This is a genomic window from Pseudomonas oryzae (assembly GCF_900104805.1).
Taxonomy (GTDB): Bacteria; Pseudomonadota; Gammaproteobacteria; order Pseudomonadales; family Pseudomonadaceae; genus Geopseudomonas; species Geopseudomonas oryzae.
In genome coordinates this window covers 3,908,956-3,929,576 of record NZ_LT629751.1, presented here as the reverse complement: position 1 = coordinate 3,929,576, position 20,621 = coordinate 3,908,956, and the positions used below count along the sequence as shown (strand labels likewise).

Here is a 20,621-nt window from a genome sequence, read left to right as displayed (position 1 = left end):
CGCAAAGCTGTGGGAGCGTCGCCCTCGGCGCGATGAAGCAGCCGCGCGTCGCCGCGGGGGCCGCCCGCGCCAAAACGGACACGCCTCCCGCAGGAGGCGTGTCCGAGGCGCCGGGCGTGGCTCAGACCATGCTCGGGTCCGGCTCCAGGCCCATCAGCTCGCGGCCGAGGATCTGCGCGCAGACGTCGTAGTCGGTGTAGGCGTGCGCGCCGGTCATGTGCGAGTCGCGGAACAGGCGCTGGATCTCGTTGCCCTCGAACCAGCTCATCGCCCCGGCGGCGGCGAACAGACGGTCAACCGCCTCGATGCACAGCTTCACCGCGTAGGCCTGGTTGGTGCGCCAGTAGGCCAGCTCGGCGCGGGTCGGGTACTGGTGGCGCTCGGCGAATTCGGCGTGCTCCTGCCAGGTCTTCTCGAGGAAGGCCCGCGCCGCGGCGACCTGGTGGGTCGACTCGGCCAGGCGCATCAGCGCCGGGGTGGCGGTGCCGACGCTGGCGCCGGTGTAGGCGCGCACGCGGTTCTGCTGCTTCTCCCTGAACGCGGCCAGCATGCGCTCGGCCACGCCCAGGCTGATGGCGGCGAAGCCGCAGGCGAAGTACGGGCGGTACGGCGCGTAGAAGATCTTGCTGTCCGGGTACAGGCCGAAACCGGCGGAGCTGCCCTCCATCATGTCCTTGGCCGCCTGGATGCGATGGTTGGGGATGAAGGCGTCCTTGATCACCAGGGTCTTCGAGCCGCTGCTGCGCATGCCGATGGCGAACCAGTCGTCGCGGATCTGGTAGTCGCTGCGCGGCAGCACGCCGAAGCTGTACACCAGCTCGCCCGCAGCATTCTTGCGGCGCATGCCGACGATGGCCCACTCGGCGTGGTCGCAGCCGCTGCTCCAGCCCATCTCGCCGCTCAGGCGCACGCCGCCCTCGACTTCCTCGATGGTGCTGAACGGCGCGATGCTGCTGCTCGCCGTGGCATCCGGGTTGTCGCCCCAGATCTCGTCCTGCAGCTGCTTGGAAAACATCGCCAGCTGGTGGCTGTGGGTGCACAGCAGGCTGAAGGCCCAGGCGGTGCCGCCGCAGGCGCCGGCCAGGGCGACGATGCACTCGGCGAACTCGGGCAGGGAGATCTCCATGCCGCCGTAGGCCTTGGGCTGGAAGGCGCGGTGCAGGCCGATGCTCTTCAGCAGGGCGATGTTCTCGGCCGGGACCTGGCGCTCGCGCTCGGCGCGGGCGGCATTGGCGGCGATCTGCGGGAGGATCGCCTTGAGGTCTTCGAGAATCGGATTGTGCTTGGTCATTGCAGCCTCGACTTGTTCTTGGTGGCCATTCGGAAAGTCCCGTGCCCCGCCGCCGGCGCCCTTGGCGCCGCGCGGCGGGGACCTTGATCCCTGCTGCGGATCGGAAACGCACGGGGATTATTGGCCACACAAAAAGTGTCGATAAATGCACGCAACGCAGTTGCTGTTGCACTTTTCACGGCACTTCCAGGGGAAAATGACCTGAATCAACCGGAAAAAGTGCAAGCCGGATGCTCGCTCCGATCAGAACACCGACCAGCCGATCCGCTCGCTGAGCTTCTCCAGCGCCGCCAGACCGGCCAGCGAGTTGCCCGAGGCGTTCAGCTCCGGCGACCACACGCACACCGCGAAGCGCCCCGGCACCACCGCCACCAGCCCGCCGCCGACGCCGCTCTTGCCCGGCAGGCCGACCCGGTAGGCGAAGCTGCCGGCCTCGTCGTACAGCCCGCAGGTGGCCATCACCGCATTCACCTGGCGGGTCTGTTGCGCGCTCAGCACCTGCTCGCCGCTGTGCGGGCAGACACCCTGGTTGGCGAGGAAGGCGCAGGCGCGCGCCAGGTCCTCGCAGCTCATCGCCAGCGCGCAGTTGTGGAAGTAGCTCTTCAGCACCGCCTCCACCTCGTTGTCGAAGTTGCCCAGCGACTGCATCAGGTAGGCCATCGCCGCGTTGCGCGCGCGGTGCTGGTATTCGGATTCGGCCACCCTGGCGTCGGAGACGATCTGCGGGTTGCCGGACAGACGCCGAACGAAGTCGCGCATCGACAGCGCCGGTGCGGCGAAGCGCGACTGGTTGAGGTCGCTGATCACCAGCGCGCCGGCATTGATGAACGGGTTGCGCGGCTTGCCGCGCTCCAGCTCGAGCTGCACCAGCGAGTTGAACGGCAGGCCGGACGGCTCGTGGCCGAGACGCTGCCAGATCGCCTCGCCGGAGTGGCGGATGGCCTGCACCAGGGCGAACACCTTGGAAATGCTCTGGATGGAGAACGCCGTCGTGGCATCGCCGGCGCTGTACAGCTGGCCGTCCACCCCGTACACGGCGATGCCCAGCTGGTCGGCCGGCACACCGGCCAGCGCGGGGATGTAGTCGGCGACCTTGCCCTGGCCGATCAGCGGGCGGACTTCGTCGAGGATTGCGTTGAGGAGCTGGTGCATGGGGGCGGGACGGCATCGTTGTTGTTGGAGAACCATAGACGCGCGCGGGCCCGGACGGGATCACACTCCCCGCGGCCGTACCGTCCGGCCGAAAAGCGCGGCGCTGCCGCGACAACTCAGCAGGCGAAATGTCGAAGCGACATGAACCTCAAGCCCTTTTCTTTTGTATCCTCAATCCTTTGCCAGGACGCAAGAGTTCCCCAGATGCCACCCAAGGCCCCCCACACCTCCAGCAGTCTCGAAACGGTACTGGCGACCTGCAAGGGCAGCTTCCTGACGGTTGGCTTCTTCAGCCTGTTCGTCAATTTCCTGATGCTGGTGCCGGCGTTCTACATGCTGCAGGTCTACGACCGGGTGATCGCGTCCGGCAGCGAATCGACGCTGCTGATGCTGACCCTGATCCTGCTGCTGCTGATCGCCACCCTGGGCGCCCTGGAATGGGTACGCTCGCGCATCATGGTGCGGATCAGCACCCGTCTCGACACCCTGCTCGGTCCGCGCCTGTATGACGCCAGCTTCCGCCAGGCGCTGTTCAGCGGCGGCATGAACGCCTCGGCGCAGCCCCTCAGCGACCTGACCGGCCTGCGCCAGTTCCTCACCGGCAACGGCCTGTTCGCCTTCTTCGACGCCCCCTGGCTGCCGATCTACCTGGCGGTGATGTTCATGTTCCACCCCTGGTTCGGCTGGTTCGGCGTGTTCAGCGCGCTGGTGCTGATCGCCCTGGCCTACGTCAACGAGCGCCTGACCAACCAGTCGCTGCAGCAGGCCAACAAGGAAAACCTCGCCGCCACCGCCTTCACCGCGAAGAACCTGCGCAATGCCGAGGTGGTGGCCTCGATGGGCATGCTGCCGCAACTGCGCCGGCGCTGGCAGGCGCGGAACAACCAGGTGCTGCTGCTGCAGTCGCAGGCCAGCGACCGCGCCGGCACCGTCACCGCCCTGTCCAAGACCTTCCGCCTGCTGGTGCAGTCGCTGATCCTCGGGGTGGGTGCCTGGCTGGTGCTGGAACAGGAGATCAGCCCCGGCCTGATGATCGCCGGCTCGATCCTGCTCGGCCGGGCGCTGGCGCCGATCGACCTGATGATCGGCGTGTGGAAGGGCTTCTCCACCGCCCGCGGCCAGTACCAGCGGCTCGACGAGCTGCTGCAGAAGATCGCCGTCGAACCGGAGCGCATGCCGCTGCCGGCGCCACGCGGCGAGATCAGCCTGGAGAGCCTCAGCGTGGTGCCGCCCGGCGCCCAGCAACCGGCCCTGCGCGGCCTCAACCTGCGCGTGGCTGCCGGTGAGGTGGTGGGCATCATCGGTCCCAGCGGCGCGGGCAAGTCCTCTCTGGCCCGCGCCCTGCTGGGCATCTGGCCGGCAGCGCAGGGCAAGGTGCGCCTGGACGGCGCCGACGTGTTCGCCTGGCGCAACGAGGAGCTGGGCCCGCACGTCGGCTACCTGCCGCAGGACATCGAGCTGTTCGAAGGCACCATCAGCGAGAACATCGCCCGCTTCGGCGAGATCGACCCGGTCGCCGTGGTCGAGGCCGCGCGCCTGGCCGGGGTGCACGAGCTGATCCTGCGCCTGCCCGAGGGCTACGACACCCTGATCGGCGCCAACGGCGGCGCGCTGTCCGGCGGCCAGCGCCAGCGCATCGGCCTGGCACGGGCCGTGTACGGCAAGCCGAAGCTGATCGTCCTCGACGAGCCCAACTCCAATCTCGACGACGTCGGCGAGCGGGCCCTGCTCACCGCCCTGCAGGAGCTCAAGGTCCGCGGCACCACGCTGTTCGTGATCACCCATCGCACCAGCCTGCTCAGCTGCATCGACAAGCTGCTGGTGCTGCGCGACGGCATGCTGGCCCTCTACGGCCCGCGCGACCAGGTGCTGAGCGAACTGCAGGGTGGCCAGCCACAGGCCGCCGTGTCCCCGACGAACAGCGTGCGATGAGAGAGATGAACGCAGGCATGTCAGATACCCGCAACGACGCTCTCGCCACCGCGAACGAGCTGCCCACCAGCGACCGCTCGATCCGCCGGATCGGCTACGCCATCCTCTTCGTCACCTTCGGCCTGTTCGGCTCCTGGGCGGCGCTTGCCCCGCTGGACAGCGCCGCCCTCGCCCCCGGCGTGGTCACGGTGAAAAGCTACCGCAAGACGGTGCAGCACCTCGAAGGCGGCATCGTCCGCGCCCTGCATGTCCGCGACGGCGACCAGGTGGCCGCCGGCCAGGTGCTGATCGAACTGGACGACACCCAGGCCGCCGCCGAGCAGGAGATGGTGCGCAGCCAGCTGATCGCCGCCCGCGCCCTCGAGGCGCGCCTGCTCGCCGAGCGCGACGGCCGCGAGACGGTGGCATTCGCCGAGGCCGCCTCGACCGATCGGCGCGTGCGCGAAGCCCAGGACGGCGAGGCGCAGATCTTCCAGGCCCGGCGCATCTCGCGCCTGGGCGAGGTCGACGTGCTGAGCAAGCGCATCGTCCAGCTCGAGGAGCAGATCCGCGGCTTCCAGGCGGTCATCGCCGGCAAGCAGGAACTGTCGAAGTCCTACGGCGAGGAGGTCGGCGACCTGCGCGCCCTGCTCAGCGAAGGCTTCGTCGACAAGCAGCGCCTGCGCGAGCAGGAGCGCAACCTGGCCCTGCTGCGCGCGGAGATCGCCGACCTGCAGTCCTCGATCGCCCGCGCCCGCCTGCAGATCGGCGAGACCCAGCTGCAGATCGTCCAGCTGAACAAGGAGTTCGCCACCGAGGTGGTCGACCAGCTGGCCGAGGTGCAGACCAAGGTGTTCGACCTGCGCGAGCGTCTGGCCGCCGCCGAGGACCGCGCCCGCCGCACCCGGATCCGCGCCCCCGAGGCCGGCATGGTGCTCGGCCTGCAGGTGCACACGGTGGGCGGGGTGATCAACCCCGGCACGCCGCTGCTGGACATCGTGCCGGCCAGCGAGGAGCTGATCGTCGAGGTGCAGATCTCGCCGATCGACATCGACCGCGTGGCCCCCGGCAAGCTGGCCGACATCCGCTTCAGCGCCTTCAACCACGCGACCACCCCGGTGATCGAGGGCCGCCTGACCCATGTCTCCGCCGATCGCCTGGTCAACCAGGAAACCGGCGTGCCCTACTACCTCGGCCGCGTCGAGCTGACCGAGCAGGGCCGTCAGGATCTGGGCAAGCTGCTGCTGGTGCCCGGCATGCCGGCCGAAGTGCTGCTCAACACCGGCGAGCGCACCCTGCTGAGCTACCTGGTGCAACCGGCGACCAACGCCTTCGCCCGTTCGCTGATCGAGGATTGAACCGGTGACCGCATTCCGCCCTACCCTGCTGTTGCTCGCCTGCCTGGCGAGCCCCGCCATCGCCGCCGTGGCGCCCGAAGCCGGCGACAGCGCTGCCGCCGGGCAGACCGTCGACCTCTGGCAACTGTTCCAAGAGGCGCAGAGCGCCGACCCGCGCATCCTCGCCGCCCAGGCGAAAAGCCGCAGCGCCGCCTGGAGCCAGCGCGAAGCCTTCGGCCAGATGCTCCCGCAGGTGGGGCTGAGCAGCACCTTCAACCGCACCTACAGCGAGACCGAGCGCCTGGAGGCCTACTACAACGGCGAGCGCTACGCCCTGGGCCTGAACCAGGTGCTCTACGACCCGGAAGCCTGGCAGAACTACAAGCGCTTCACCGCCCTCGCTGGCCAGCAGGAAGCCGAGGCGCGCAATACCCTGGAGCAGGCCAGCGTCGACCTGGTCGAACGCTACTTCGCCGCGCTGGCCGCCGAGGACGAGCACGAGCTGGTCAGGGCCGAGCTGCGCGCGACCGAACGTAACCTGGAGCGCGTCCAGTCGCTGTTCAAGCGCCAGCTGGCGATGATCACCGACGTGCTGGAAATCTCCGCCCGGGTCGATGCCCTCAAGGCGTCGGAGATCGAGGCCGCCAACCGGGTCACGGTGAGCCGCGAAGCGCTATCCGAACTGGTCGGCCGACCGATCACCGAGGATCTGCGCCGGCTCGGGCCGAACCCCGCCTTCAGCCTGCCGCCGCACGAGCGCGAGCACTGGGTGCGCACGGCGCTGGAGCTCAACCCCGCCCTGCAGTCGCACAGGAAGGCGGTGGACGCCGCCCAGGCCAGCGTGCGCCAGGCCCGCGCCGGCCACCTGCCGACGGTCAACCTCAACCTCATGGGGCAGCGCAGCGACATCGGCTACGAGAACAGTCCCAACCCGCGCACCGACACCTACGTCGCCAGCGTCGGCGTGCAGGTGCCCATCTACAGCGGCGGCTCGACCAGCGCGCGCACCGCCTCCATGTACGAGCAGCTGATGGCGGCCGAGCACACCTACGAGACCGCCCGCCGTCAGCTGGTGCGCGAGACCCGCGAGGCCTACTTCAGCGCCGAGACCAGCCTGAGCCGGATCGCCGCCGGGCGCACCGCGCAGACCTCCGCGGAAAAGGCCCGCCAGGCCGCCGAACGCGCCTTCGAGCTCGGCGTGATGAACGCCGTGGACGTGCTCGATACCGTCAAGGAGGAATACCGCGCCCGCCGCGATCTGCTCAAGGCGCAGTACGACTTCATCACCAGCGTGCTGGTCCTGCACCGCTGGAGCGGCACCCTGGTCGACGAGGATATCCGCAAGGCCAACGAGTGGCTGGTGGCGGGGGGTGGACGCTAGGGGCTCTGCCCCTACCTGCCATAGCCCATCTCCACCATCGGCCTCGGCAGCTGTCCCCGTGCGGCAATCGACGACAGCGGAGCCGATGCGCTGCTCCGCTCGCCCGAGGAGCTGCCAGTAACCGGGGCATGCGGAAGGCCTGTCAGGTTATGGACTGCGCTTCAATAACACCCGGCAAGATTCGGCTTTCGAGGATGGACTGCGCAACTTCGTCGGTCTGAAGCACTTGCGCCAGACGTCCTCGATGCCAACGCACGCGGCAAAACCGGAACACGTCATCGACGAGCCCGACCGGGGTCTGGACGATGACACCACCACACAGCAGCCCGCGGCGCCCAACGCGGCATCGGCGGACGATGCACCCGGCACCGCCGCGAAGGTGGCTGACAGAAACACCTGCGGCAACACGAACACAGATGCCGCCAGCACCGCCGAGCCCATCATCCACCCCATCGGCAGCGTCAGTCTTGGATACCGAGAGTCATCGCTCGACCTCAGCGGGGGGCACAGCGGAATCCTCTGCTCCCTTCACCCACCGGGAGCGTCGTGTCGGGAACATGCCTGGCCGTTGATTCAGCTCATGCAAATATCAATATGACATGATATTTGTCCTTTCCCATCAGGCTCAGTTGGAGCGGGAAGCCGGCCCTGCCGATTTCACAAGTGATCCGTCGCGACGGCACGACTCCAAGCCACCAGATGACGGGGGACTCCCAAGCGCCCCGCCTACCCCTCACCCAACAATCATCGGTCAACCGATCAAGGACAGCAGATGGCCACCTTCAAGTTCAACACCTACCTCGACGACCTCTATGTCGAATCAGGCAACTGGATAGTCACGCAGTTCTCCAGTTCGCAGATCACTCTCGAAGGCGCGGAATTCCAGATCGTGCTCACCGGAACCAGTTTCGCCGTCGGCACCTCCGGTGCGCCGCTCGGCACCATCACCGGTGTCAAGGTATACGGTTACGACTATGCATCCGGCAACCCGGCAACAACCCTTGTCGTGGATGGCAGCGGCCTCAATCACAGCCTGGCGGGGTTCGTAAGCGCACTGGAAACGGGCTACCACGGAGGTGTCGACTTCCTCCTCAATGGCAACGACACCCTCAATGGCAGTGCCGGCGACGACGAAATGGCCGGCTTTGGCGGCAACGATACCCTCAACGGTGGCGATGGTGACGATGAACTGTTTGGCGACAGCTGGGAGTGGGATTACGACTCGGACTCGATCGTCGCAGGCTCGGATGTCCTGAATGGTGGCAATGGCAACGACTGGCTGGATGGCGGCGCCGGAGCCGACAGCATGTCCGGGGGAGCTGGTGATGACGTGTTTGTCGTGGACAACGCTGGCGACAAGGTCATCGAAGCGGCCGGAGCAGGCGCACGCGACAGGGTGGAGTTCAACAATGGACAAGGCCTGCTGAGCTATACCCTGGCAGCCAACGTGGAGAACCTCAGCGTATTCCACTGGATGACGTCGGGCACGCCCTCGATCATGACGGCCAAGGGCAACGATCTGTCCAACAAGATCTCGGTCGACCCCTACGGCGACATGGGGCTCCAGGAAAAGCTGTATGGCATGGGCGGCAATGACCGCCTGTTCAGCGGCAATGGCAATGACGTTCTCGATGGCGGCACCGGCAATGACATCATGCTGGGCGGTTTCGGCAGCGACATCTACTACGTCGACTCCAATCTGGACAAGGTCCTGGAAGAGATCATCGCCGACCCACAAAGCAGCGATGTTGATACGGTGGTCTATACCGTCGCCGTCGCCGGCTCGACAGCCTCCCTTGGCGGAGCGGTCAGCGGCCTGACCAATAGTGTCGTCCTCAGCCAGATCGAGAATCTCAACCTGGGCCTCAACACCACGACAACCACAGCGCTCAACGGGGTCGGCTCCCTCGCAGCCAACAAGCTCATCGGCAACGCTGCGGTGAACAAGCTGTACGGGCTTGCCGGCAACGACCAGTTGTATGGGTATGACGGTGCGGATCAACTGTTCGGGGATAGCGGTAACGACATCCTGGTCGGCGGAGCCGGCAAGGACAGTCTCAGCGGCGGCGCAGGCAACGACATCTTCGACTTCAACGCCCTCAGCGAAACGGGGATCACCAATACGACCTGGGACGTGATCACCGACTTCGTCCGTGGGCAGGACAGGATCGACCTGTCGACTCTGGATGCCAACACCGCCACCACCACCAATGATGCATTCAGCGCAGTGATTGGCAGCACGACCGCCTTTACTGCAGCCGGCCAGCTGAAGGTGGTGAGCGGCGTGCTGTATGGCAACACCGATGCCGATAGCACTGCCGAGTTCGCCATCCAGCTCACCGGAATCAGCAGCCTGTCGACGGCAGACTTCATCCTCTGACCCTGAAGAGCCGTCACCCGTGCGGCCGCAATTCACTGCCGTCTGATCAGCTCCGGCGGGCCATGCCTGCCGGGGCTTCCGCTCCTTTCTGCCGCAAGCACGTACGCGATCGCCCGAGGCATGACATCGTCAAGCCTGCTCTCCAGAGGCTATGGTGACCAGCAGAAACCTGCTCGGAGACCATCATGCGCCAGCCGCTCCTGCCCGTTTTGCCCCTCGCCGCCAGCCTGCTGCTCGCCGCCTGCGCCACCCCGCTGCCGCCACACGATCCGGGCAAGGCGTGGATCGACATGCGCGGACAGCCGGACACCCAGCTCGGTGCCGACGAGCTCGATGGCCGCTACTGGCCGGATCGGCGCTATTTCCAGGTCAGCCCCGGCGCCCACCGCCTGCAGGTGCGCTTCGGTTTCGAGGTGCCCAGCGGCGGCTTCGGCCAGGGCAGCGGGCCGGCCTGGCGCACCTGCATCCTCGCCGTGGACTACGCGGAGTTCGCCGCCGGGGCACACTACCACCTGGAGGTACGGCGCATCGCCCACCGTGCCATGGGCCGCCTGCTGGATGCCGAGGGCAGGCGCCTGGCGCGCGCCGAGGTGGTGCGCTGCGGGGCGTATTGAACGATCTCGGGGAGTCCGGCGGGCCTGCGTCAGACGCGGCCTCGGCGGCTTGCTCGCGGCGCATCGGCATTCGCAGCCGACTGCCGGCGTTGCATGGCCGCCGCGCTGCCGATCGCAGGCGCGATCTCAGCTGCCGACGATGCGGAAGCCGACCTTGATGGTCACCTGATAATGACCGACCAGACCGTCCTGGATATGGCCACGGGTTTCCACCACCTCGAACCAGTCCATGTGATGGATGGTCTTGGCCGCCTCGGCCAGGGCGTTGTTGATGGCGTCCTCGATGCTGGCACGCGACGAACCGACCAGTTCGATCTTCTTGTAGGTGTGGTGATCCGACATGACGGCGCTCCTGTGGTGACGGGGGTCTCCTGAACGCTAGTCAAGCCTCGGCGGACCGGCAAATCCGTCGCACGCCTGCAACGCGGCCAATGCCTGCCGGCGCTCCGCCTCGCCCAGCGCGGCCAGCGCGGCGGTCCGCGCGTAGAAACGCGACCAGTCGCCGCCGGTCTCGGCGAACAGTGCGGCGAACGCCGGCACCCACTGCTCGTAGAGGCCGAACGGCAACAGGCGGGCGTTGTTCAGCGGGCGGGCGAACCAGCCGTCGAAGCGCCGGTCACCCAGCCAGGGGCCGTCGCGCAGCGCCGCATACTCGCCGCGCAGGCGCTGGAACTCGGCCTGCTTGCGCGCGCGCAGCGCCTCCGCGTCCAGCAACTGGGCGTACAGCGCCTCCAGACGCGCGCGGCTAGCCAGCATCAGGGCGACGAACTGTTCGCGCTGGCGCTGCAAATGCGCTGGCGGCGGCGGCAGACCACGGGCACGGCGCCACTGGCGCAGCCCCTCCTCCTCGACGAAGCGGGCGAAGGACTCGTTGAAGGCAGTATCGCCGGGCAGGTACAGGCGCTGGTGGGCCAGCTCGTGGAAGATCAGCGCCGCCACCCGCTCGTCGCTCCAGTCCAGCATGCCGTTGAGTAGCGGATCGTCGAACCAGCCGAGGGTGGAATAGGCCTCGACCCCGGCCACCTCGGTATCCAGCCCCTGCAGACGCAGCCGCGCGGCGGCGCCGCGGGCGCGCTGCTCGTCGAAGTAGCCGCGATAGGCCACGCAGCCGGCGATCGGGAAGCAGTGGGTCTGTGCCTCGAGGGAGAACTCGGGGGTGGCGAACAGGTTCCACACCACATAGGGGCGCTTGAGGTCGGCGTACAGACGGTAGCTGCGGTTGTCCGGCAGGGCCAGCTGCGCGCTGGCGAAGGCGCGGGCGTCCTGGGCGAGGCGCAGGCGCTGGCGCAGCTCGGCGGGCTGCTGCGGGTCGGCGAGCAGCTCGGCCACCGGCTGACGGGCGCGCAGCAGCTGCCACTGCCCCTCGGCCAGCTGGGCGTAGTAGCCGAGGCTGGAGCAGCCGGTGAGCAGGAGCAGCAGCGGAAGCAGGCGGAGGATCGACATGGCGGTACGCGCGGGCCGTTTCCCCGGGAAGCTAACCGATAGTCGCGCCTGCCGCCAGCGACGCCCCGGCGCTATCCTGAAGCTGTCCAGTCCCTGCCCGGAGCCCGCCATGCGCGCCCTCCTCCTGCTTGCCGCGCCGGCGCTGCTCGCCGCCTGCGCCAGTCCCCTGCCCCGGCCCGATCCGCAACAGGCCTGGATCGAACTGCGCACCGAGCCCGGCGAGCTGCTGATGGCCGAGAAGATCGACGGCAAGCGCCTCAACGACGGCCGCTACTTCCAGGTCACCCCCGGAGCCCATCGCCTGGAGACCAGCTACCGCTTCGAGGTGTTCATCGGCCCGCTGCTGAACAGCGACCCGGTGTACATGCTCTGCTACCTGCGCCTGGACTACGCGCATTTCGCCGCCGGCCAGCGCTACCGCCTGCAGGCGCGCCACTGGCAGTTCCAGACCGAATCCTGGCTCGAGGATGCCGGCGGCCAGCGCCTGGCCGACGGCCAGGAGTGGCACTGCATCACCCAGTAGGAGCCAGCAGGCTGGCGATGCTGTTCCGCCACGCCAAATGCTGCGCACGGCGCACCCTACCCAGCCCCGCACGTAACCTGTAACCAACGAGCGGCCGAGCCGTAGGGTGCGCCATGCGCACCACCAGTAGAACACCACGCCCAACGGTGCGCACGGCGCACCCTACGCCAGCTCTCTCCGCAGCCACGCCGCCAGCTCCACCGCCCGGCGGTCGCCGCCGCGCGCCGGCACCCACAGCGCCAGCCGCGCCGGCGTGGCGACGAAACCCCAAGGCGCCTCCAGCCGCCCGGCGGCCAAATCGTCGGCGACCAAGAGCTGCGGCGCGATGGCCACGCCGAGGCCGGCCACCGCCGCCTCCAGCAGGTAGTAGAGATGTTCGAAACCCTGGCCGAGGCCGAGCCCGGCCGGATCGAGCCCCTGCGCACGCGCCCACTGCGGCCAGGCCTGCGGGCGCGAGGCGGTGTGCAGCAGCGGCTCGCCGAGCAGCGCACTCGCCGGCGCCTCGCGCAGCGCGGCGTAGCGCGCGTGGCGGGACGACAGCACCGGGCCGATGCACTCCTCGGCCAGCTCGAATACCTGCATGTCCGCCGGCCACGGCGGTGCGGCGAACCACAGGGTGGCGTCCAGCCCCGGCCGGCGCGGGTCCAGCTCGCCCTCGCTGGCGGAGAGCTGCAGGCGCAGCTGCGGCAGGTCGCGCTGCAGGCGGTCGAGACGCGGGATGAACCAGCGCGCCAGCAGGCTGCCCGGACAGCCGAGCACGAACGGCGCCTGCGCGCGACCCTCGCGCAGCTCAAAGCACACATTGCGCAGGTCATCGAAGGCCGCGGCGGCCACTGCGCTCAGCCGCTGGCCGGCATCGGTGAGTTTCACGCCACGTCCGTCCTTGGCCAGCAAGGCCACGCCGAGGTGCTCCTCCAGCGCGCGCAACTGGCGACTCACCGCCCCGTGGGTGACGTGCAGCTCCGCGGCCGCGCGGCTGACGCTGCCCAGCCGGGCGGTGGCCTCGAAGGCGCGCAGGGCGTTCAGCGGAGGAAGGTCGCGAGGCTGGCTCATCGGTGAGTTTTCCTGACAGGTCAGGGCGATCTTATCGCTTTTCCCGCCGCCCGCCATTGGCTACCGTGTAGCCACTGCCCAGGCGCGCGCCCTGCCCGTCCCTGTCGCCCCCATTCCCCACTGGAGCCAGCCATGACCCAGAGCTATTCCCACGGCCCCGACGAGCGCGGCCTGTTCGGCCCGTTCGGCGGCCAGTTCGTCGCCGAAACCCTGATGCCGCTGATCAACGACCTGGCCGCCGAGTACGAGGCCGCCAAGCAGGACCCGGCGTTCCTCGAAGAACTCGCCTACTTCCAGCGCGACTACATCGGCCGCCCCAGCCCGCTGTACTTCGCCGAGCGCCTGACCGAGCACTTCGGCGGCGCGAAGATCTATCTCAAGCGCGAGGAGCTGAACCACACCGGCGCGCACAAGATCAACAACTGCATCGGCCAGATCCTGCTGGCCAAACGCATGGGCAAGAAGCGCATCATCGCCGAGACCGGCGCCGGCATGCACGGCGTGGCCAGCGCCACCGTGGCCGCGCGCTTCGGCCTCGAGTGCGTGGTGTACATGGGCACCACCGACATCGACCGCCAGCAGGCCAACGTCTTCCGCATGAAGCTGCTCGGCGCCAAGGTCATCCCGGTCACCGCCGGCACCGGCACCCTCAAGGACGCCATGAACGAGGCGCTGCGCGACTGGGTGACCAACGTCGACAACACCTTCTACCTGATCGGCACCGCCGCCGGCCCGCACCCCTACCCGGCGATGGTCCGCGACTTCCAGGCAGTGATCGGCCGCGAAACCCGCGCGCAGATCCTCGACCACGAAGGCCGTCTGCCGGATTCCTTGGTCGCCTGCATCGGCGGCGGCTCCAACGCCATCGGCCTGTTCCACGAATTCCTCGACGAGCCGAGCGTGCAGATCGTCGGCGTCGAAGCGGCCGGCCACGGCATCGACACCGGCAAGCACGCCGCCAGCATGGCCGGCGGCGCGCCGGGCGTGCTGCACGGCAACCGCACCTACCTGCTGCAGGACGCCGACGGTCAGATCACCGACGCCCACTCGATCTCCGCCGGCCTCGACTACCCCGGCGTCGGCCCCGAGCACGCCTGGCTGCACAAGGTCGGTCGCGTCGAGTACGTGCCGATCACCGACGACGAAGCCATGCAGGCGTTCCAGCAGTGCTGCCGCCTGGAAGGCATCATCCCGGCGCTGGAGTCCTCCCACGCGCTGGCCGAAGCCTTCAAGCGCGCGCCCAGCCTGCCCAAGGACCACCTGATGGTGGTCAACCTGTCCGGCCGCGGCGACAAGGACATGCAGACCGTAATGCACTACCTGAATCTGGACGAGGAGACCCGCGCATGAGCCGCCTGCAGAGCCGCTTCGCCGCACTGAAGCAAGAAAACCGCGCCGCCCTGGTCACCTTCGTCACCGCCGGCGACCCGGACTACGCCACCTCGCTGGAGATCCTCAAGGGCCTGCCGGCAGCCGGCGCCGACGTCATCGAGCTGGGCATGCCGTTCACCGACCCGATGGCCGACGGCCCGGCGATCCAGCTGGCCAACATCCGCGCCCTCGGCAATGGCCAGAACATGGCGAAAACCCTGCAGATGGTCCGCGAGTTCCGCGCGGGCAACCAGGACACCCCGCTGGTGCTGATGGGCTACTACAACCCGATCTTCTGCTACGGCGTGGAACGCTTCATCGCCGACGCCAAGGAAGCCGGCGTAGACGGCCTGATCGTGGTCGACCTGCCGCCGGAGCACAACGACGAACTGTGCGACCCGGCCCAGGCCGCCGGCATCGACTTCATCCGCCTGACCACCCCGACCACCGACGACGCCCGCCTGCCGACCGTACTGAACGGCAGCTCCGGCTTCGTCTACTACGTCTCGGTGGCCGGCGTCACCGGCGCCGGCGCGGCGACCATGGATCAGGTGGAAGAAGCGGTGGCCCGCCTGCGCCGCCACACCGACCTGCCGCTGTGCATCGGCTTCGGCATCCGCACCCCCGAACACGCCGCCGAAGTGGCCAAGCGCGCCGATGGTGCGGTGGTGGGGTCGGCGTTGATTGATCGGATTGCCAAGGCTTCGTCGAAGGAGCAGGCGATTGGGGATGTGCTGGGGCTTTGTCGGGAGTTGGCTGAGGGGGTGAGGAAGGCAAGAATTTAAGCGTTCACCTCAATTAAGCCAGAGATGAGAAATGCCGCTATTCCCGAGAGGAATTAGCGGCCTTTGGGGGTGATCATAGCCCTGCCAGCCCTAGGTATGCCGTCCCGGGAAGTCATGGTGCATTCTTGAACCCCCATCAAGAAGATGCGCCATGGCAACAGGTCTTCATGGCTCAGGCCGCACAACGTCGCGAGTTCGAGCCGAACTGCTAGCGTCGCAAGAGTCGACGCGCGCCCTTGCCGCTCGTTACGGACTGAACGTCAAGACCGTACCCCAATATCGTTCGCGCTCGACGACAGCTGACAAGCCTATGGTGCCTGCCAAGCCGAGTAGCGTCCGACTCTCGGATGCTGAAGAAGCGATGGTGGTCGAGCTCAGGCGCCACACCTTGCGTCCCTTGAATGACCTGCTGGGGGATCTGCGTGAAACCCTCCTCAACTGACTCGCAGTGCCTTGCATCGCTGCCTGGTATGCCATGGCATCACCAGGCTGCCTGGCAGAGAGCCGGACGGGGCGGCGCTTCTCGAAGAGGTGGTGACGACATATCCCGGCACCATTCACACCGCTCTCACAGACAACGGCGTGACGTTCACCGAGCAGCCACAGTATCGAAACGGCCTGACCAATCGGTTTGGTGGGCATATTTTCGACAGTGCCTGCCAAGCGCATGGCGTCAAGCACATGCTCACCAAACCCGATCACCCGTGGACCAACGGACAGGCCGAGCGCATGAACCGCACCGTGAAGGAGGCCACCATCAAGTCGTTCCTATACCCGGATTTCGATGCGCTGAAAGCCCATGTGCTGGCCTTCGTTACGGCATGCAACTTTGCCAAGCATCTGGAAGCCCTCGGTGGCGTACTCCGGTCAAAACGATCTGTGATGCCTGGACTCGAACGCCGAACCGTTTCAGGCTTGACCCGCACCACCTCATCCCGGGACTACACACCTAGACAACGAACTATTGGCGTTCAATACCATCAGCGATGACGGAAGGATCCGGTACAACCTTGAACATAATTGCCGCCCCGAAGAGCAAGAGAAGATTTATCCTCACACTCTAGATGCCAATCTGACCACGCCCAATAAGCACGAGCCGTTCACCGCCATCATCGACAGCACCGCCACCTCTGGAGTGGCTGGCTAACTGAACCAGACTAACGGAGTGCTCTACGGCAATACCGACATGGACAGCAATGCCTTAATGCGCCATCCGGATCAACGGTATCTCCAGCGTATCGCTCTCGAAATTCATCCTCTGACGCCGCACGCAAGACCCGAGCCGCTGCCTTCCTCCGCACCCAGCGGACTTCTTGTCAGTATGCCGATGCGAACCACGGTGAACGACATTGGAAATTCCACTGCACTGCGAACAGGGGAGCTGTTCTTCACCACATAGCAGGTGCTAGATTTGCAGGGCGATACCCAGCCCCATCTTTGTGAGTGCCAAGGACGACCTCATGACCGCCGTACGCCTCGAAACTGCCTTGAGCCGTCGCCTACCCTGTTCGCTCGCAAACACTCGGCAGGGCCAGCACATGCGATCAGCCAATCACGACTGACAGCCCGCCATTACGCATGGCGTAGCACTCTGCCAGCTGGATGACTCGCGATCCCGAAGCCCGCTCTACTACCAAGAAGAGCCCGGGTAATCTATCGAATGAGAAAAGAGTATGACCACATACACCGGAAGTAACGTCAATGACTCTCTTTTAGGCGGCAGCCTGGATGACGTGTTGATTGGTCTTGGCGGGAACGACACGCTCAACGGCGGCGCCGGAAAGGACAAGATGGATGGCGGCGTGGGAAACGACATTTATTACGTTGATAACGCAGCGGACTCCATTGTCGAGACCAGCCTGCTCGCTTCCGAAATCGATAAGGTGTTCAGCTCCATAACATGGTCGCTGAGCTCGGCGGGGAATGAGAACATTGAGCACCTCACCCTCACCGGCAGCGCTCTCATCGATGGCTCGGGTAACGCACTCAACAATCTCATTTATGGCAACTCCGTAACCAACAAGCTGTACGGGATGGCCGGCGACGATACGATTTATGGCGAGAGCGGTGACGATACCCTGGATGGTGGTACCGGCAACGACATCCTCAATGGCGGCGCCGGAAATGACTTCCTCAACGGCGCAGATGACGCTTCAACACAGGACGAAAGCGATACGCTGATCGGTGGCGCCGGCAATGACACCTATGTGGTGGACTCTGCGGCCGATGTCGTAATCGAAGCCAGCGCGCTGGCCAGCGAAGTAGATACGATAGTGAGCAGTACCAGCTGGACGCTGGGCAGCAACCTCGAGAACCTCCGTTTGAGCGGGATCCTGGCCAGCGTCGGCGTTGGCAACGCGCTCAACAACACCATTGATGGCAACAGCGCCCAGAATGCCCTATTCGGCGCGGCCGGCGCAGACAAGCTCAATGGTGGGGGGGGCGACGACACCCTGAGCGGCGGCGACGGCAACGATGCGCTGGAAGGCGGAGAAGGCAAGGATCTGCTCGACGGCGGCGCTGGAAACGATGTCATGGCCGGCGGTGCCGGCAATGACACCTATGTCGTCGACAGCCTGAGCGACAGCCTGCTCGAAGACGGCACAACGCTCACCGAAATCGATACCGTGGTTGTCAAAAGCGGTATCAACTGGGTGCTTGGCGCCAACCTTGAAAATCTGACCTTGTCCGGCACCTTCTCGAACAGCGGGACCGGCAACGAGCGCAACAACCTAATCATCGGTAACGCGGGTAACAATCAGCTGATCGGCGCGCTCGGCAACGACATTTTGAATGGTGGCTATGGGCAGGATACGCTCGATGGCGGTGCCGGCAATGACATTTATATTGTCGATAATGCGGGCGACAGGCTGATCGAGACCTCAACATCGTCCACCGAAATCGATGAAGTGCAGAGCAGCATCGATTGGACGCTGAATGTGGTAGCCCACGATAACATTGAAAATCTGACGCTGATCGGTGATGCCCTGGAGGGCACCGGCAACGCCAAGGCCAACCGGCTGACCGGGAACGCATCTGACAATATCCTCACCGGCCTGGCCGGAAACGACCGACTCGATGGCGGCGCCGGCAGTGACCTCCTGATTGGCGGTACCGGCAACGATACCTACGTGGTCGACAATGTCGACGATGTGATTGACGAAAGCACAACGACCGCCAGCGAAATCGACACGGTGGAAAGCGTGATCACCTGGACGCTGGGAGCCAACCTGGAAAGACTCACTCTGACCGGCTCGGCGGCCATCAATGGCTACGGCAACGCGTTGGCCAATACCATCACCGGCAATACGGGGAACAACCTGCTGCGCGGTCTGCAGGGCAACGATACCCTGCTCGGCGGCGCGGGCAACGACACCCTCGACGGCGGCGCAGGCATCGACAACATGAACGGCGGCGCGGGCAACGATGTCTACATCCTCGATTCTCTGAGCGATGTAGTCACCGAGACGGGAACCTCGAAGACCGAAATCGACACGGTACGCATCGGTCTCAGCTACACGCTGGGTAACAATCTCGAGAACCTGTTCCTCACGGGCACCGCGGCGATCAACGGTACGGGCAATGCGCTGGACAACTTCCTGGTCGGCAACAGTGCTGGCAACCTGCTCAGCGGCGGGAACGGCAACGACCGACTCGACGGCGGCAGGGGCAACGACAACCTGCAAGGCGGTCTCGGCAACGATACCTATGTTGTCGACAGCCTCGCCGACAGCATCACCGAAACGGCGGTGTCGACCAGCACTTCGCCCATCATCGTTACCAAGACCACGCCGGTCACCGCCGAAATCGACACAGTCGAGAGCTGGCTCGACTGGACCTTGGGCAGCAATCTCGAAAACCTCACCCTGCTGGGTACCGAGCTGCTCGTGGGGCGAGGCAATGAACTAGCCAACGTCGTCACCGGCAACGCCGCGGCCAACCAGCTTTTTGGCTTGGGCGGTAACGACCGGCTGATCGGCGGCGGCGGCTCCGACATCATGGATGGCGGCGCGGGCAACGACGTGTATGTGGTCGACAGCATCGACGATGTCGTGCTCGAGGCCAACAACTCGAGCCTGGAGATCGACACCATCGAGAGCGGCCTCACCTGGACCCTCAGCGAGGCCAACGTCGAGAATCTCACCCTGCTGGGCTCGTCAGCCATCAACGGCTACGGCAACAGCTTGGCCAACACCATACTCGGTAATTCTGGCGCCAACCTGCTCGCCGGTCTGGCCGGCAACGACATCCTCCAGGGACTGAACGGCAACGACGTCCTCAACGGTGGGGCCGGAAACGATACGCTGGGCGGCGACGCGGGCAACGACTCGCTCAATGGCGGCGACGGTACCGACTTCATGGAGGGTGGGGATGGCGCAGACGTGCTCAACGGCGGCAAGGATGCCGACACCATGAACGGAGGCAAAGGCGCCGACCTCTACATCGTCGATCATGTCGCTGATGTCGTCACCGAAACCATCGTCAGCACGGCAACCACAGAGCTGGATACTGTCGAGAGCTCGATTACCTACACGCTCACCGCCAACGTCGAGAACCTGACCCTCAAGGGCGCGCTGAACATCAACGGAACCGGCAACGAACTCAACAACACGATCATTGGCAACTCGCTTAACAACATTCTGAGCGGGCGGTCCGGCGCCGACACCCTGCAAGGCGGGCTCGGTAACGACCGCCTCACTGGCGGCGACGGCAAGGACACCCTCGCCGGTGGCGATGGCAACGACACCTTCGCCTTCGACCTCCTCAGTGAAATGGGGCTGTCCAGCACCACTTGGGACGTCATCACCGACTTCGTCAGGGGACAGGACAAGATCGATCTGTCGAAGCTGGATGCCAATACCGACACTACCACCACCAACGAAGCCTTCACCATGGTCATCGGCAGCGCCACCGCCTTTACCGCTGCCGGCCAGCTGAAGGTGGTAAGTGGCGTGCTCTACGGCAACACCGATGCCGACAGCACTGCCGAGTTCGCCATTCAGCTTACCGGCATCACCGCCTTGTCGACGGCGGACTTCATCCTCTGACGTCGGCCAACCCGGAAAGCGCAGCAACCTGCCGGCTATAGCGTGGTTGCGGTCCGGCGCACCTCTAACACCCTGCGAGAGCCAGCCTTTCGCAGGGTGTTTTGTTTACGCAATTCATCGCTATGAACTGAGCGGCATCATCGGTATCGACCTGGGTAGACGCAAGCTGATGGCGTGATGCGCAGTCACGATCACCGCGCGACTGTATTTACTGACGCCACCAGCTAGCCATGCGCCCTGACACGACCGCCCCCGATATGGAGTGCCGCAGGGCCCGGCGAGACCGAGGAGTACCCGGGCTTGGCCTTATGAATTTTATCATGTATTTTTTC

At 65.9% G+C, this 20,621-nt stretch carries 14 protein-coding genes and 1 pseudogene; 10 read left to right on the top strand and 5 right to left on the bottom strand.

Annotated features, from left to right (window positions below; translation table 11 throughout):
• Nucleotides 1-121: 121 nt before the first annotated feature.
• A complete protein-coding gene (locus tag BLT78_RS17825; protein ID WP_090351070.1) occupies nt 122-1,291 on the bottom strand; it encodes a p-hydroxyphenylacetate 3-hydroxylase oxygenase component in 1,170 nt (389 codons plus the stop codon).
• Nucleotides 1,292-1,534: 243 nt separating this feature from the next.
• Entirely contained in the window at nt 1,535-2,443 is a 909-nt protein-coding gene (gene glsB, locus BLT78_RS17820) for a glutaminase B (protein ID WP_090351068.1), read from the bottom strand.
• Nucleotides 2,444-2,647: 204 nt separating this feature from the next.
• Here glsB and BLT78_RS17815 point away from each other — a divergent pair, with 204 nt between their 5' ends.
• The 5 genes from BLT78_RS17815 (at nt 2,648) to BLT78_RS17795 (ending at nt 10,066) form a co-directional block, all read left to right on the top strand.
• Nucleotides 2,648-4,375, top strand: a complete 1,728-nt coding sequence (locus BLT78_RS17815; protein ID WP_090351067.1) for a type I secretion system permease/ATPase — start codon at nt 2,648-2,650, stop codon at nt 4,373-4,375.
• A gap of 17 nt (nt 4,376-4,392) precedes the next feature.
• Nucleotides 4,393-5,712, top strand: coding sequence for an HlyD family type I secretion periplasmic adaptor subunit (locus tag BLT78_RS17810; protein WP_090351065.1), 1,320 nt, complete (start codon nt 4,393-4,395; stop codon nt 5,710-5,712).
• Between the two features lie 4 nt (nt 5,713-5,716).
• Entirely contained in the window at nt 5,717-7,072 is a 1,356-nt protein-coding gene (locus BLT78_RS17805) for a TolC family outer membrane protein (protein ID WP_231975652.1), read from the top strand.
• A gap of 772 nt (nt 7,073-7,844) precedes the next feature.
• The gene (locus BLT78_RS21840; protein ID WP_090351064.1) at nt 7,845-9,452 is read left to right on the top strand and encodes a calcium-binding protein; all 1,608 of its coding nucleotides are present in this window, start codon (nt 7,845-7,847) and stop codon (nt 9,450-9,452) included.
• Between the two features lie 185 nt (nt 9,453-9,637).
• Nucleotides 9,638-10,066 (top strand): PA0061/PA0062 family lipoprotein, encoded by a 429-nt coding sequence (locus BLT78_RS17795; protein ID WP_231975651.1) that lies wholly within the window; start codon nt 9,638-9,640, stop codon nt 10,064-10,066.
• 126 nt (nt 10,067-10,192) lie between these two features.
• On the opposite strand, the gene BLT78_RS17790 is transcribed toward BLT78_RS17795, so the two are convergent.
• Together BLT78_RS17790 and BLT78_RS17785 are read right to left on the bottom strand one after the other, a co-directional pair.
• Nucleotides 10,193-10,408 (bottom strand): dodecin, encoded by a 216-nt coding sequence (locus BLT78_RS17790; RefSeq protein ID WP_090351062.1) that lies wholly within the window; start codon nt 10,406-10,408, stop codon nt 10,193-10,195.
• A 36-nt stretch (nt 10,409-10,444) separates the two neighbouring features.
• The gene (locus tag BLT78_RS17785) at nt 10,445-11,509 is read right to left on the bottom strand and encodes an aminopeptidase (RefSeq protein WP_090351061.1); all 1,065 of its coding nucleotides are present in this window, start codon (nt 11,507-11,509) and stop codon (nt 10,445-10,447) included.
• A 109-nt stretch (nt 11,510-11,618) separates the two neighbouring features.
• Between BLT78_RS17785 and BLT78_RS17780 the strand changes: the two genes are divergently transcribed.
• Nucleotides 11,619-12,032, top strand: a complete 414-nt coding sequence (locus BLT78_RS17780) for a PA0061/PA0062 family lipoprotein (protein ID WP_090351059.1) — start codon at nt 11,619-11,621, stop codon at nt 12,030-12,032.
• Between the two features lie 162 nt (nt 12,033-12,194).
• Here BLT78_RS17780 and BLT78_RS17775 read toward each other — a convergent pair whose 3' ends face one another.
• Nucleotides 12,195-13,085, bottom strand: coding sequence for a LysR family transcriptional regulator (locus BLT78_RS17775; RefSeq protein ID WP_231975650.1), 891 nt, complete (start codon nt 13,083-13,085; stop codon nt 12,195-12,197).
• Nucleotides 13,086-13,217: 132 nt separating this feature from the next.
• Between BLT78_RS17775 and trpB the strand changes: the two genes are divergently transcribed.
• The 4 genes and pseudogenes from trpB (at nt 13,218) to BLT78_RS21470 (ending at nt 20,289) form a co-directional block, all read left to right on the top strand.
• Entirely contained in the window at nt 13,218-14,435 is a 1,218-nt protein-coding gene (gene trpB / locus BLT78_RS17770) for a tryptophan synthase subunit beta (RefSeq protein ID WP_090351056.1), read from the top strand.
• Entirely contained in the window at nt 14,432-15,241 is an 810-nt protein-coding gene (gene trpA, locus BLT78_RS17765; protein ID WP_090351054.1) for a tryptophan synthase subunit alpha, read from the top strand. The genes trpB and trpA overlap by 4 nt, the downstream gene beginning before the upstream one ends.
• Nucleotides 15,242-15,392: 151 nt before the next feature.
• Nucleotides 15,393-16,194, top strand: a pseudogene (locus tag BLT78_RS17760) (integrase core domain-containing protein).
• A gap of 720 nt (nt 16,195-16,914) precedes the next feature.
• Nucleotides 16,915-20,289: a beta strand repeat-containing protein gene (locus BLT78_RS21470; RefSeq protein ID WP_157719554.1), complete on the top strand. Its 3,375-nt coding sequence runs from the start codon at nt 16,915-16,917 to the stop codon at nt 20,287-20,289.
• Nucleotides 20,290-20,621: the final 332 nt, after the last annotated feature.

Excerpts from the sequence above, each read along its gene's own strand:
- BLT78_RS17815 (WP_090351067.1), top strand. The coding sequence starts at position 2,648 with ATGCCACCCAAGGCCCCCCACACCTCCAGCAGTCTCGAAACGGTACTG.
- glsB (WP_090351068.1), bottom strand. The coding sequence starts at position 2,443 with ATGCACCAGCTCCTCAACGCAATCCTCGACGAAGTCCGCCCGCTGATC.
- BLT78_RS17775 (WP_231975650.1), bottom strand. The coding sequence starts at position 13,085 with ATGAGCCAGCCTCGCGACCTTCCTCCGCTGAACGCCCTGCGCGCCTTC.
- BLT78_RS17795 (WP_231975651.1), top strand. The coding sequence starts at position 9,638 with ATGCGCCAGCCGCTCCTGCCCGTTTTGCCCCTCGCCGCCAGCCTGCTG.
- BLT78_RS17790 (WP_090351062.1), bottom strand. The coding sequence starts at position 10,408 with ATGTCGGATCACCACACCTACAAGAAGATCGAACTGGTCGGTTCGTCG.
- BLT78_RS17780 (WP_090351059.1), top strand. The coding sequence starts at position 11,619 with ATGCGCGCCCTCCTCCTGCTTGCCGCGCCGGCGCTGCTCGCCGCCTGC.
- BLT78_RS17785 (WP_090351061.1), bottom strand. The coding sequence starts at position 11,509 with ATGTCGATCCTCCGCCTGCTTCCGCTGCTGCTCCTGCTCACCGGCTGC.
- BLT78_RS17810 (WP_090351065.1), top strand. The coding sequence starts at position 4,393 with ATGTCAGATACCCGCAACGACGCTCTCGCCACCGCGAACGAGCTGCCC.
- BLT78_RS17825 (WP_090351070.1), bottom strand. The coding sequence starts at position 1,291 with ATGACCAAGCACAATCCGATTCTCGAAGACCTCAAGGCGATCCTCCCG.
- BLT78_RS21470 (WP_157719554.1), top strand. The coding sequence starts at position 16,915 with ATGACCACATACACCGGAAGTAACGTCAATGACTCTCTTTTAGGCGGC.
- trpB (WP_090351056.1), top strand. The coding sequence starts at position 13,218 with ATGACCCAGAGCTATTCCCACGGCCCCGACGAGCGCGGCCTGTTCGGC.
- trpA (WP_090351054.1), top strand. The coding sequence starts at position 14,432 with ATGAGCCGCCTGCAGAGCCGCTTCGCCGCACTGAAGCAAGAAAACCGC.
- BLT78_RS21840 (WP_090351064.1), top strand. The coding sequence starts at position 7,845 with ATGGCCACCTTCAAGTTCAACACCTACCTCGACGACCTCTATGTCGAA.